Genomic DNA, 13,482 nt, shown 5'->3' with positions numbered 1-13,482 from the left:
TCGCCTACATGGCATTTTTTGGTATTAGTAAATGTTATTAACAATTCTTTATATTATAGGGATCACCGCTGAAGCCATGACTGGCGCATTGGCGGCAGGCAAGAAAAAAATGGATTGGTTTGGTGTAATGCTAGTAGCAAGTGCAACTGCTATTGGTGGTGGTACAGTACGTGATATTTTATTAGGTCACTACCCTATTGGTTGGGTGAAAAATCCACAGTTCTTAGTTATTACCTGCATTGCTGGTGTATTGACGACATGGATTGGCCCATGGGTTGCTAAAAACCATCGATTTTTTGTCTTTTTAGATGCTATTGGTTTAATTGTGTTTAGCATTATCGGCTCACAAGTCGCATTAGATATGGGGCTTCACCCACTGATCTGTATTGTTTCTGCCATTGTCACTGGCGTATTTGGTGGTTTATTACGTGATCTTTTCTGTCGTCAAATGCCTATGGTGTTACATAAAGAGCTGTATGCATCAATTTCACTCCTATCTGCTGTGTTATACATAGGTTTATTGCACTTTGGGGTTGATGAGTTAATAACCACCGTTGTCACTATTGTTATTGGCTTCTCCGCTCGTATGGCAGCAGTGAAGTTTGGTTGGTGTTTACCTGTATTTCATTTGGATATTACAGAAGAACAACCAGAAACAGTTGAGAAGAGATAAATTTAAAAAATTAGTGACTGCTAAGATCAAAAAGAGCCAGATCGGATATAACTTCAATCTGGCTCTTTCTATTTCTAATTTTAGATAGGATTACAAGGTCGTTCTCACCTAAATCTTAGGTGTTTCCGTTTGCACACCGAAGTTTTGTCCACGGTGACGAACTAAATGATCCATAACCACAATCGCTAACATCGCTTCTGCAATAGGAACGGCACGGATACCAACACAAGGATCATGACGACCTTTAGTGATCAGCTCTGTTTTCTCACCGCTACGAGTAATCGTTTCACCCGGAACAGTAATACTGGAAGTTGGTTTCAATGCAATATGAGCCACAATATCTTGGCCAGATGAAATACCACCTAAAATACCGCCAGCATGGTTTGAACTAAATCCTTCTGGTGTTAATGGATCACGGTGCTCTGAACCACGTTGTTGCACTACTTCAAAACCATCGCCGATTTCAACGCCTTTAACCGCGTTAATTCCCATCAAAGCGTGAGCAACATCTGCATCTAAACGATCAAAAACAGGTTCGCCTAAACCAACCGGTACACCTTGTGCAACCACGGTGATTTTAGCGCCAATAGAGTCACCCTCTTTCTTTAGCCTACGAATAAGCTCATCAAAGGCTTCTACTTTGCTTGCATCAGGGCAGAAAAACGCATTATTTTCGATTTCATTCCAATCAACAGAATCAATGGCAACATTACCCATTTGTGATAAGTAAGCGCGGATCTCAATACCAAACTCTTGTTTTAAGTATTTCTTTGCTACAGCACCAGCCGCTACACGCATCGCCGTTTCACGAGCAGATGAACGACCACCGCCACGGTAATCACGTTGTCCATATTTCTGATGGTAAGTGTAATCTGCATGTCCCGGACGGAACTTATCTTTGATTTCTGAATAATCTTTAGAGCGTTGATCGGTGTTTTCAATCAATAAGCCAATTGATGTTCCCGTGGTTTTTCCTTCAAATACACCCGATAAAATTTTCACCTCGTCCGCTTCACGACGTTGTGTGGTGTATTTCGATGTACCTGGTTTACGACGATCTAAATCAATCTGTAAATCTGACTCAGTCAATGCTAAACCAGGAGGGCATCCATCAACAATGCAACCTAATGCTAATCCATGGCTTTCACCAAATGTCGTTACTCGAAAATGTTGTCCAATAGAGTTTCCAGCCATTACTTCCTCTGTAAATATTATTGATTCGTCATAATAAATCCATATTGGCTTGAATCTAGTAAAGAGTAAACCCCTATATGCTGTTTATTACGAACATAGTTTTTACTTAATAGAATAAAAAACACTTATCCAATACATGCGGCAAATACGTTATGAAATAAATCAAAAGCGGCAAAATGTGACCATGCTTCCAAACCTATTTCTATAAATTCAGCTTAATACTTTCAAGAAAACTAGCAGAATGAAAAATTGAAGCATATACTTAACAAATGGAGATCATTTAATTTACCTTTAAAGCTTTCATCGACGTTGTCGATATAAATATCAAGAAATAAAACAAAATATAGACAAATGCTAAACAATCTCAACTTGGCATTGATATTGCTATTAGTAAATTGTCATTTATTTAAAAGGTCTCATTTATGAAACTATTTCAATTGGTAAAGAAAGTATTTAATAGAAGTCACAACGTTCAAAAACAGCAAGAGCTACGTGAGCGTCTTGATTTTGCGATGTCACAAAGTAAAGAGGCATAAAAAAAGCCCAATGTAAACATTAGGCTTTTTCATGTCTGTTACTGCAATAAATTAATCTCGGTAAAGAGAGAACTCATCAGCACAATCTAGAAGCTGTTGCTTAGTTAACATGAATACACCATGTCCACCTTCAGCAAACTCAATCCACGTAAATGGGATTTCTGGGTACTGATCCATCATATGAACCATAGAGTTACCCACTTCACAAATCAAGAAACCTTCATCTGTTAAGTAATCAGGTGCATTTGCTAGAATACGGCGAACTAATTTCAAACCATCAGTGCCTGCTGCTAGACCTAATTCTGGTTCATGCTCAAACTCATCAGGTAAGCTATTCATGTCTTCTTCATCCACATACGGTGGGTTAGAAACAATGAAGTTATACTGATCTTTTGGAATATCTCGTAATAGATCAGAGCGCATTGGGAACACTTGTTGCTCCATGCCGTGATCTTGAACGTTTTGCTCTGCAACCATTAGTGCGTCAGTTGAAATATCAATCGCATCTACTTCTGCATCTGGGAATGCATGAGCACACGCGATAGCGATACAACCACTGCCTGTACAAAGATCCATAATGCGAGTTGGCTCTTCTTTCAACCATGGTTCAAATTGTGTTTCAATCAATTCAGCGATTGGTGAACGAGGCACAAGTACGCGCTCATCAACGAAAAACTCTAGACCACAAAACCAGGCTTTATTGGTTAAATAAGCCGTTGGTATACGTTCATTAATACGACGAACCACACGTTCAACAATACGTAAACGCTCTGTTGACGTTAAACGAGATTCGCGTACATGTGCAGGTACATCAATAGGTAAATACAGAGTCGGAAGCACTAATTGAACGGCTTCATCCCATGCGTTATCTGTACCATGGCCATAAAAAAGGCCAGCAGCGTTAAAGCGACTTACCGTCCAACGCAACATATCTTGTAACGTATGAAGCTCAGAAACAGCCTCTTCTACAAAAATCTTATCCAAAATTGCCCCCAAAACAAGTACAATACTGCTGTTAATTATTGGAATTTTAAAATGAGTAAAAACGACCACCTATTAGATGACGATCTTTCTCTGTTCCGTGAAGCAGTACAAGGCTCTAAAAAGTTGCGACAGGATACCATAATCCATCAACCGAGTAAGAACTTTAGCGAACAACAAAAGCAAAGAAAATCATTAAAAGAAGGGAAAAATGAAGAGTTTTTCTTTTCTGATGAATTTGTGCCTCTCTTAGATGAAGAAGGCCCAGTCCGTTATGCCCGTGATGGCGTATCAAAATACGAAGTGAAACGCTTAAGACGCGGTGTATATGTACCTGATGTCTTTTTAGATATGCATGGTATGAAACAAGATGAAGCAAAGCGTGAGTTGGGCGCAATGCTCGCTTATTGTCTAAAAGAAAATATTTCGTGCGCGAGCGTAATGCACGGTATTGGAAAGCACATTCTAAAAAAGAAAGTACCATTATGGCTTGCTCAGCACCCTGACGTTATGGCTTTTCACCAAGCGCCTTTAGAATTTGGTGGTGCTGGAGCAATTTTAGTCTTACTCTCTATTCCCGATAGATAAAATAACAAAAGATCCCAATTAGGTGCACAAACACTTAGGGATCTTTTTTATTATGGTTGCTGCAGCCATAAAAACTCACTCTTACCTGTCGCATGAGAAAACTCAACGCAAGAAATTGCAGAGGTTGGAAACATAGGTGGCATAATCCCAGGAACAAAATCCGCCGTTAAATACCCAACGAGAGGTAGATGAGAAACAATTAACACATTCTCAATCTCTTCTACACTACCTAACGCTTTTACGTATTCCACCACATCATCAGAGTCACCATACGGTGTAATCTCTTCCGATATTTCAACTTTCGCATCAGCAACACTCAATATAGGTTTAATTACTTTCCAAGTTTGTTGAGCTCGAATGTATGGACTAACCAAAACATAATCAAACTTAGTATGATGTGTGCTCATTAACCATTGTGCTATTTTTGCTGATTGGCTCTCGCCCCGTGAGGTTAAATTACGCTCTTCATCAGAAGGCGCATACGATTCCGCTTCACCATGACGCATTATGAATACTTTCATTTATTCATTCTCAAATCATTACTAACCTCACAATAGTAGCAAGCAATTGAAAAAAGAGGAAAGAGAGAGTTTGCTAGTCTGTGGGTTCAGCGCCATAATTGTAAAATAAATATAATAATTTAAGACGTTTTTGTCTTAAAACAGGAGCGCCCTGTGCATATCAGCCCAAATGATCAAAAACACTATCGGTTCATTGAACTTGATAATAAATTGCCTGTATTACTCATTCAAGATGATACGGCTCCTCGCTCTTCTGCTGCTCTTTCTGTCAATGTTGGTCACTTTGATGATCCTGAACATAGACCAGGGCTCGCTCATTTTTTAGAGCACATGCTGTTTCTTGGTACTGAAAAATACCCAAAAGTTGGTGATTTTCACTCTTTTATAAATCAACAAGGTGGTTCAAATAACGCTTGGACTGGTACTGAAAATACGACTTTCTTTTTTGAAGTATCCCATAATGCCTTCGAAGAAGGTCTTGACCGTTTTGGTCAATTTTTCTATGCCTCACTCTTTAATGAAGAAGCTGTCGATAAAGAACGTTTAGCTGTCGATTCTGAATATCGATTAAAATTAAAAGATGATGTTCGTCGAGTTTATCAAGTTCATAAAGAAACCGTTAATCAAGCACATCCGTTCTCAAAGTTTTCAGTTGGAAGTATTGATACTTTAGCCGACGCTGAAGACTCTTCAATCCGCGATGAAATGTTGGCTTTTTATCAACAACATTATTCTGCTGATTTAATGACAGCTGTCGTATTAGGCGATCGCCCCTTATGCGAGTTGGAGCTGTTAGCAACTCAATCTTTTGGGGCTATTCCAAATCAAAATTTTGGTCATAAAAGTATCGATGTTCCTTATGTTACAGAGAAAGAGCAAGCCTGTTGGATTAATATAGAGCCATTAAAAGAAGTCCGGAAATTAAGCTTAGCCTTCCACCTACCAAACCAAGACCGCTTCTACAAAACTAAGCCTTTAAATTACCTTGGTCACTTATTAGGTTATGAAGGTGACGGTAGCTTAATGTTACACCTAAAGAGATTAGGATATATTCACTCATTAACAGCAGGAGGTGGTGTTAGTGGTAGTAACTTCAGGGAATTTACTCTGGCTTATAACCTAACAGAAAAAGGCCTCAATAAAGCGGATGAGATAATAGAACTCACCTTCCAATATATTGAATTAATTAAGCAAAAAGGACTTGAAGAATGGCGCTACAGTGAGAAAAAAGCTGTTTTAGAATCTGCCTTTCAATTCCAAGAAAAAAGTAAGCCTCTTGATTTAGTCAGCCATTTGGTTATGAATCTACAGCGTTACCACCATGACGATACAATGTACGCTGATTACATGATGGAAGGTTATCATGAACATCAGATAAATGACCTTCTGGCTCTATTTACGCCTGAAAAGATGCGAGTTACCTTAATTGCACAAGGTCTAAAGTACGATCGTGAAGATAAATGGTATTACACTCCTTATTCTGTTCGCCCCCTAACTCAAGAACAACTAGCAACTTGGAACACCAAAGAACTACACCCTGAATTACATTTACCCGAAAAAAACCCTTATATTTGCTACAATCTTGAACCTCAAGAGTTACATGGCAATGATGAATTTCCAACCCTAATTGACGATCTACCCGGTTTTCGATTATGGCATAAGCAAGAAGATGAGTTTCGAGTTCCTAAAGGTATGGTTTACATTGCCATTGATAGCCCACACTCAATCTCCGATCCAAGAAAAATTGTGAAAACCCGCTTGTGCGTTGAAATGCTAATGGATGCTCTCAGCGAACAAACCTACCAAGCTGAAATTGCAGGTATGGGTTATAACCTTTATTGCCATCAAGGTGGTGTGACTCTCACTTTGTCTGGATTCAGCGAAAAACAGCCATTATTACTTGAACTAATTTTACAACGTTTTGCCACTCGTGATTTCAGTTCTGAACGCTTTGAATTTATTAAAACTCAATTAATCCGCCATTGGAGCAATGCATCTAAAGAACGACCTATTTCTCAGCTATTTAATGCATTATCTGGAATATTACAACCGAATAACCCTCCTTACCCTGTTCTTCTGGAAGCTCTAGAAAGTATTGAGGCTGATGATTTACCCAATTTTGTTGAGGCTATGTTTTCTGAATTGCATGTTGAAATGTTTGTTTATGGTGATTGGTCAAAAGAACAAGCTCTTGAACTCGGCTCATCGCTGAAAAACGCACTTCGTATGCAAAATCAAACTTATGAAGAGTCGTTCCGCCCACTTATCATGCTTGGTAGTTCTGGGACTTTTCAACGTGAATTATTTTGTGATCACTCTGATTCAGCTTTATTGATTTATTATCAATCAGTACAAGAAGACCCTCGTAGTTTTGCTCTTTATACCTTAGCAAACCATTTAATGTCAGCCTCTTTCTTTAATGAAATCAGAACCAAACAGCAATTAGGTTATATGGTTGGCACGGGTAACTTACCACTAAATAAACATCCAGGATTAATCTTATATGTCCAATCACCAATGGCACCACCAGCCCTATTATTAGATGCTATTGATGAATTTTTAAATGCTTTCTATATGATTCTATTAGAGTTAAATGAAGCTCAATGGCAGAGTAGTAAACAGGGCTTGATTGATCAAATATCCGATCGTGATACCAATTTACGTGGAAGAGCACAACGTTTTTGGAGCTGTATTGGTAATAAAGATCTTAACTTTGACCATAAAGAACGTGTTGCCGAAGACCTAAAAGCATTAACCCGTTCTGAAATGATCCGCTTTGTCGTTAATATCCTAAAACCAAGAACTGCAAATAGACTGATTATGCACAGTCAAGGAACAGAGCACCAACAATATGATCGCTTAGATGCAGGGTTAGAAATTGATTCTATTGATGAATTTCAACTTAGAGCCAAAGATGTGAAATTAGGCTAATTCTTACGTTATATATCCCAGAGGTGTATTGCTATTCTCTGGGATAACGCCCACTTCCCCTCAAGAAACAGGTCACATCTCTCATTTAATCAACATTTCACTCAATAAATCACCAACCACAACATGGTAAACTGTAATTGTTCATTGCAATAATTTAGAATACGGCATACAACAATATAAAGGATTATATCATGTCGTCGATTCGTACCATTTATTCCAGCTATTTTCTTGCTTTCATGGGTATTATCGCCCTACTCACCATTACAGGAATTAACCGATGGGTCTCTCCTGTCCTTTACTCTTCAGAAACACAAATCGTCAATGCTTCATTGGATGAACTCCAAGATGAAATCATTAAAGAACTCAACCAAGTTCAAGCTCAACAACGCTCAATTACTCAAACTATTCCTCAGTTATCTAGTGATGAGATCGACCGTATTCAACCTTTTTTAGTTGATCAATATGGGAACTCTCAAATCTTTGGCGGAGGTATTTGGCCTTTACCTAATGCGCGAGAAGCAGGTCGTGAAAAATTCAGTACCTTTTATCATCGAGATAGCAGTAATCAATTAATTGTAAATACCCATTGGAATTCAGCTGGCTCTCTTAATTATTTTGATCAAGTTTGGTTTAAGAATGGATTAGCTGCACCCAAAGGACAATGTGCATGGGCTCCAGCTTATAAAGATTCAGCAAGCACTGAAGCTAGAACTAACTGTGCAATGGCTATCTATAAAGACAATAGAAAATATGGGGTTTCTACCATTGATGTCACGCTTGGTTTTTTTGATAACTTTGCTAAAAATAAAGAACAAGAATTAAAAGGGAAAATATTAATTTTTGAAAATGATGGAAAAATTTTAAATAACACCTCAGATATTAGTCAAGACAGTATTTTAAAAAATATTTCGTCATTAAGCTCACAATCTGAGTTTTTAGCCAATATTCAAGCAAATCGAAACAGTCAAGAAAGCGAATTCAAATATGAAGATGACGGCGTTTCATATACTTTATTTATCAATAAGTTAAATAACACACCATGGTATATTGCGTTCAGTCTAGAAACGTCAATACTAGAAGCAAACTCATCACGAACGCTAAATACATTAGCCTTTATACAATTACCAATGGCTTTTGCTATCATCGGATTTATTTTTATTGGTTTCACACAACTTACTCGTCACCTAGTAAACCTAAAAGCTAATATCGACAGCCTTTCATCAGGCAATGCCGATCTAACCACTCAAATTAAGATCATACGAGATGATGAAGTCGGTGCTATTGGCGTGTAAGTGAATAACTTCATCTTATATCTAAGAGGAATGGTGTCAGATGTGTCTTCTTCAAGCCACAGTATTTCGCACATTATTACTGATGTAGAAAGCCATGCAAAAAGCAATAAAACCATTACCGATAATCACGCGACTGAAACCAATCAGATCATTTCAGCGATCACTGAAATGGCCTCGAATGCTGAACAAGTCGCTGCTGGCGCTCAAAATACAGCCATGCTTACACAGAAAACAAGTGAAGGCGCAGAGCACTCAAAGAAAACAGTATTAACTGCAACAAACAGTGTCGAAATATTAAAAACTCAAATTGAGACTACGTCTGAAAACGTCTCTCAAATGAATGAAGAAACACAGAAAATAGCAAGAGTATTGAGTGTTATTCAAGATATTGCAGAACAAACCAATCTATTGGCACTAAATGCAGCCATTGAAGCAGCGCGAGCAGGAGAACAAGGGAGAGGTTTTGCTGTTGTTGCTGATGAGGTACGAGCTCTTGCCGCCCGAACTCAAAACAGTACAACCGAAATTAATGATATGCTTTCTCGCTTACAAAATGGGGTATCGAATGTTGTTACCGCCATTGAACATACATCAAACAGTTGTGAGACAGTGGTAAATAACACTCTTGAAGTGAATTCAGGATTAGATGAAATGGGCAGTTCAATAAATGAAATTAATCAGTTCAGTTCAGAAATTGCTTCATCTTCAACACAACAGAGTCAAGTGTCTGAATCTATTCACAGAAACATGATAGAAATACAGAAGATAATTCATGAATTAACGACAAATGCCTCTCAATCAAGCCAATCGACGTCATTGTTAACTCAAGAAAATCAAAAGCTGTCTCAAATGGTAAATAAGTTCACACTTAAATAACCCAGTAAAAATCCCCCTAAATTACGTTAGGGGGATTATTACCATACTACAAAAATCTATCGCCATACTTATCGGCATATGTCTTCATCAATGCGGCTAATTTCTCTTCACCAAGGCTTTCCATATAAGTAAATGGACCACCTAAGAAAGGAGGAAAACCAATACCGAAAATAGCACCGATATCCCCGTCTCTTTTTGAACGAATAATCCCTTCATCCAAACAACGTTTTGCTTCCGCTAACATTGGAAGAACACAGCGCATTGCAATGTCATCTTTGCTTAACTGAGAATCTGGTTTGATATTAAGTAAGCTGTAGACCTCTTGATCGGGTTCTTTCTTCTTACCTTTATAGATATAGAAGCCACGTTTAGTTTTCTTACCCAGACGCTTATCATCAATTAAGGTTTGAAACACATCAGGGCTGCGGAATCTATCACCCAGTTCAGCTTCTAGGATCGGCATGATCTTGGCACCAATATCCACACCGACTTCGTCTAATAATGATATTGGCCCAACAGGGAAACCAAAATCTAATAACGCTTCATCAATCACTTCCATCGGCTCACCGACAAGCAGTAATCGAGCGGCTTCATTCATGTAGGGCGCTAAAATACGGTTGACATAAAATCCAGCGCAATCTTTGACTACGATTGGCGTTTTACCCTGTTGCTTAGCTAAAGAGACCACGGTCGAAATCGCTTCATCGCTAGTAGTAGCGTGAGGAATAACCTCGACTAAAGGCATTTTTTCTACCGGACTAAAATAGTGCAAGCCGATTATGTTTTCTGGCTTTTGAGCCCCTTCGGCTATTTGACCTATTGGCAGTGAAGAGGTATTAGTAGCAAAAATAACGTCCTCTTTTCCTTGCTCTTGTACCGCTTTCACCATCTCTTTTTTCAAAGTGAGATCTTCAAAAACGGCCTCAATCACAACATCTAATTTTTTAAAGCGATTAAAATCGGTCACGCCCGTTAATTGCAGCATCTGTTGTTGTAATCTGGCTTTACTGATTATTCGACGCTTTCTTAATTTTTCTAAGCGCTGATAGTGGTATTGGTACGCATTTAGTAGCCCGTCATTACTGATGTCTTTTATCGTGACGTTCTTTTTAGCTTTAGCAATAGAGACATGAGCAATACCGCCCCCCATCAATCCACCACCTAGCACGCCGACTCGATGAATAATCTTAGGCTCTGCCTCACTGCCTTTCTCTTTCTTCATCTCTGTCATTGCAAAAAACAGTGAACGCAATGCAGCTGATTCTGGCGTCATGGCTAACTTGCCAAATTGCTCCGCTTCTCGCTGTAATCCTTTTTTAATGCCTTTATCTAAACCGTGTTCGATGCTATCTAAAATCGCGGCAATCGCCGGATAGTTACCACGTGCTTTTTTCTGAGCTTGTTTTTCAGCCTGAGAAAAAATCACATTACGGGCCAATAGGGTTTCTTGATATCGCCCACTCTTTCGCGGCTAATTTTGTTTTTGATTTTTTCTTTAGCGCAAATTCAGCAGCAGTACGAGATAAAATAGACAAAGGAACCGAGGCATTTACTACCCCTAGTTTCTCGGCTTTTTTAGGACGTAATTGCTTACCCGTAAGAATAATATCTAAACTTGCAAGTAAACCGATTAATCGAGGCAATCGCTGTGTACCACCAGAGCCTGGAAGCAAACCTAATTGCACTTCAGGTAAACCTAATTTGGTTTTATTATCATCACTACAAATACGATAATCACACGCCAACGCCAACTCTAATCCACCGCCGAGACAAGGACCGTGAATAGCGGCAACCGTAGCAAATGGCAGATCTTCAATACGTTGAAATAGTTGCTGACCTTTTTCAGCCAGTGATTGGGCCTCTGCTGCACTTTGGCAATCAGCTATCATGCTAATATCAGCACCCGCAATAAAGTTATCGGTTTTACCTGATTGGATCACTAAACCTTTAATACTTGAATGCTGTGCTTCAATGTCATTTAGAACTTGAGTTACCTGCTCTGCAAACGCCGCTTTTAAGGTGTTCATTTTTTCATTAGGTACGTCAATCGTCAGCCAAGCAATGTTTGCATTATCTTTATACCAAGTAAACGCACTGGTATTTTCTACTGCTTCAATACGATTATTATTAATTTCTGCCGTCATTATTCTGCCTCCAAGACCATTGCTGCACCTAATCCACCTGCGGCACACGCGGTATTTAATCCAAAACCTCCACCACGGCGTTTTAATTCTCGCAGCGTTTGAATAATCATTCTTGCCCCAGTAGCTGCAAAAGGATGCCCATAAGCAAGTGAGCCACCAAGTACATTAAATTTATCCATGTCTATTTCGCCAATGGCTTTATCTCGCCCTAAATATTCTTTGGCAAATTTATCTGACGCGAACATTTTTACATTCGATAGTGTTTGAGCAGCAAAAGCTTCATGCATATCAATTAAGGTTAAATCTGATAGAGAAATACCCGCTTTATCAAGTGCCATTGGTGTTGCGTAAGATGGCCCCATCAACATGTCGTGATGTACATCTATTGCACTAAAGGCAAAAGAACGAATATAACCTAGTGGTTCATAGCCTAATTCTTTGGCACGTTTTTCACTCATTAATAAGATCGCAGCACCTCCATCAGTTAACGGGGTACTATTAGCAGCGGTCACTGAGCCATATTTACGATCAAACGCAGGTCTAAGTTTGGCATAACTGGCAAGCTCAGAGTCATAACGGATATTGTTATCTTGCGCTATCCACATTTTATACGGTTCTGGAAATGCGGTCATCACTTCGTCTTGAATCAATCCATCTTGCCATGCTTTAGCTGCCAAACTATGAGAGCGATGAGCTAATGCATCTTGTTCTTCACGCGTAATACCATGACTTTTTGCCATCTGCTCTGCAGTTTGTCCCATTGAGATCCCTGTAGAGTATTCCGCTACCGCAGGAGGAACAGGCGCAATATCTTTCATTGATAAAGTACGAAGAAGGGACAGTTTTTGACTCATGGTTTTGGTTTTACTGAGGGCAAGTAACGTTGCCGCCATTTTCTTTGAAACACCAATAGGAAGGACAGAAGAAGAATCAGCCCCACCGGCAATTCCGATATCAATCGTTCCGGCCATGATACTTTCAACCACATTAGCCGTCGTTTGAAAGCTGGTTGCACAGGCACGAGTGACACTATATGCGTCCGTACCAATATTCATTCCGGTGCCCAATACAATTTCACGTGCAATGTTTGGTGCTTCTGGCATTTGCACTACTTGCCCAAAGACAACTTGGTCAATCAACTTAGGATCGATATCGGTTTTATCCATCAAGGCTTTTACAGCAAGCTTGCCTAAATCTACCGCAGGCGTAGAGATAAAGGCAGTTGATTGCTTAGCAAATGGGGTTCGAATGCCTGAAACAACCGCAATACGATCACCTTGTCGTGTCGTGAGTGGTTGATAGGTCTTTGATAGTTTGGCGTTTGACATCGCATCTCCTTGCGTAAAACACTAGCACCATAAGTGGTCAGACCTGAATTGTAACTAACTTGTTAATTATAGGAAGTCCGTTATTGTAGAAGTGTGAGCGGAGAATTATTAATCAATAAAAATTTATTCTCTAAGCAGTAAGCAATGATGAAAGTGGTAAGAAAAGATAGTATTAAAAACAAGTAAAAGAAAGGATGAAAATGTAACCTGTTGACAATTTTGATAAAAAAAAACCACATCAATCGATGTGGTCAGAATAAAAAACAATTAACGAATAGCCAATTGTAAAATCAGTTTCACCTGATAAGGAGAAAGTAAAGTCAGCCTTCAAAAGGAAATGTTATCTTGCTCAACGGGTTGATTGCTCAACCAGATAACGAGATCAACTATAACGTGATTCTCAATTCATTTATTGAAA

Annotated in this window: 9 protein-coding genes and 1 pseudogene; 5 read left to right on the top strand and 5 right to left on the bottom strand. The window is 39.0% G+C overall.

What is annotated here, in order from left to right; translation table 11 throughout:
- The first annotated feature begins 31 nt into the window (after positions 1 to 31).
- Positions 32 to 673, top strand: coding sequence for a trimeric intracellular cation channel family protein (locus ACU5DF_RS08580; RefSeq protein ID WP_446712564.1), 642 nt, complete (start codon positions 32 to 34; stop codon positions 671 to 673).
- A gap of 108 nt (positions 674 to 781) precedes the next feature.
- Here ACU5DF_RS08580 and aroC read toward each other — a convergent pair whose 3' ends face one another.
- Positions 782 to 1,867, bottom strand: coding sequence for a chorismate synthase (gene aroC / locus ACU5DF_RS08575; RefSeq protein ID WP_446712563.1), 1,086 nt, complete (start codon positions 1,865 to 1,867; stop codon positions 782 to 784).
- A gap of 587 nt (positions 1,868 to 2,454) precedes the next feature.
- Positions 2,455 to 3,387 (bottom strand): 50S ribosomal protein L3 N(5)-glutamine methyltransferase, encoded by a 933-nt coding sequence (gene prmB / locus ACU5DF_RS08570; protein WP_446712562.1) that lies wholly within the window; start codon positions 3,385 to 3,387, stop codon positions 2,455 to 2,457.
- A gap of 51 nt (positions 3,388 to 3,438) precedes the next feature.
- On the opposite strand from prmB, the gene smrB reads away from it, so the two are divergent.
- Positions 3,439 to 3,972: an endonuclease SmrB gene (smrB, locus tag ACU5DF_RS08565; RefSeq protein WP_446712561.1), complete on the top strand. Its 534-nt coding sequence runs from the start codon at positions 3,439 to 3,441 to the stop codon at positions 3,970 to 3,972.
- Between the two features lie 50 nt (positions 3,973 to 4,022).
- Here smrB and sixA read toward each other — a convergent pair whose 3' ends face one another.
- The gene (gene sixA / locus ACU5DF_RS08560) at positions 4,023 to 4,493 is read right to left on the bottom strand and encodes a phosphohistidine phosphatase SixA (protein ID WP_446712560.1); all 471 of its coding nucleotides are present in this window, start codon (positions 4,491 to 4,493) and stop codon (positions 4,023 to 4,025) included.
- Between the two features lie 153 nt (positions 4,494 to 4,646).
- On the opposite strand from sixA, the gene ACU5DF_RS08555 reads away from it, so the two are divergent.
- From ACU5DF_RS08555 to ACU5DF_RS08545, 3 genes are all read left to right on the top strand, one after another.
- On the top strand, positions 4,647 to 7,424 hold the full coding sequence (locus ACU5DF_RS08555; protein ID WP_446712559.1) for an insulinase family protein: 2,778 nt from the start codon (positions 4,647 to 4,649) through the stop codon (positions 7,422 to 7,424).
- Positions 7,425 to 7,615: 191 nt separating this feature from the next.
- Positions 7,616 to 8,716, top strand: a complete 1,101-nt coding sequence (locus ACU5DF_RS08550; protein ID WP_446712558.1) for a cache domain-containing protein — start codon at positions 7,616 to 7,618, stop codon at positions 8,714 to 8,716.
- On the top strand, positions 8,717 to 9,592 hold the full coding sequence (locus ACU5DF_RS08545) for a methyl-accepting chemotaxis protein (RefSeq protein WP_446712557.1): 876 nt from the start codon (positions 8,717 to 8,719) through the stop codon (positions 9,590 to 9,592).
- A gap of 46 nt (positions 9,593 to 9,638) precedes the next feature.
- On the opposite strand, the pseudogene fadJ reads toward ACU5DF_RS08545, so the two are convergent.
- Together fadJ and fadI are read right to left on the bottom strand one after the other, a co-directional pair.
- Positions 9,639 to 11,736, bottom strand: a pseudogene (gene fadJ, locus ACU5DF_RS08540) (fatty acid oxidation complex subunit alpha FadJ).
- Positions 11,736 to 13,064 (bottom strand): acetyl-CoA C-acyltransferase FadI, encoded by a 1,329-nt coding sequence (gene fadI / locus ACU5DF_RS08535; RefSeq protein WP_446712556.1) that lies wholly within the window; start codon positions 13,062 to 13,064, stop codon positions 11,736 to 11,738. The pseudogene fadJ and the gene fadI overlap by 1 nt, the downstream one beginning before the upstream one ends.
- Between the last annotated feature and the right edge of the window lie 418 nt (positions 13,065 to 13,482).

Source organism: Aliivibrio wodanis (genome assembly GCF_052920805.1).
The sequence above is the reverse complement of the archived record's forward strand: the minus strand, read 5'-3'. Positions and strand labels throughout refer to the sequence as shown.

What these genes read in the sequence shown, in the direction of transcription:
- ACU5DF_RS08580 (WP_446712564.1), top strand. Translation starts at nt 32, where the DNA reads ATGTTATTAACAATTCTTTATATTATAGGGATCACCGCTGAAGCCATG.
- aroC (WP_446712563.1), bottom strand. Translation starts at nt 1,867, where the DNA reads ATGGCTGGAAACTCTATTGGACAACATTTTCGAGTAACGACATTTGGT.
- smrB (WP_446712561.1), top strand. Translation starts at nt 3,439, where the DNA reads ATGAGTAAAAACGACCACCTATTAGATGACGATCTTTCTCTGTTCCGT.
- sixA (WP_446712560.1), bottom strand. Translation starts at nt 4,493, where the DNA reads ATGAAAGTATTCATAATGCGTCATGGTGAAGCGGAATCGTATGCGCCT.
- ACU5DF_RS08550 (WP_446712558.1), top strand. Translation starts at nt 7,616, where the DNA reads ATGTCGTCGATTCGTACCATTTATTCCAGCTATTTTCTTGCTTTCATG.
- fadI (WP_446712556.1), bottom strand. Translation starts at nt 13,064, where the DNA reads ATGTCAAACGCCAAACTATCAAAGACCTATCAACCACTCACGACACGA.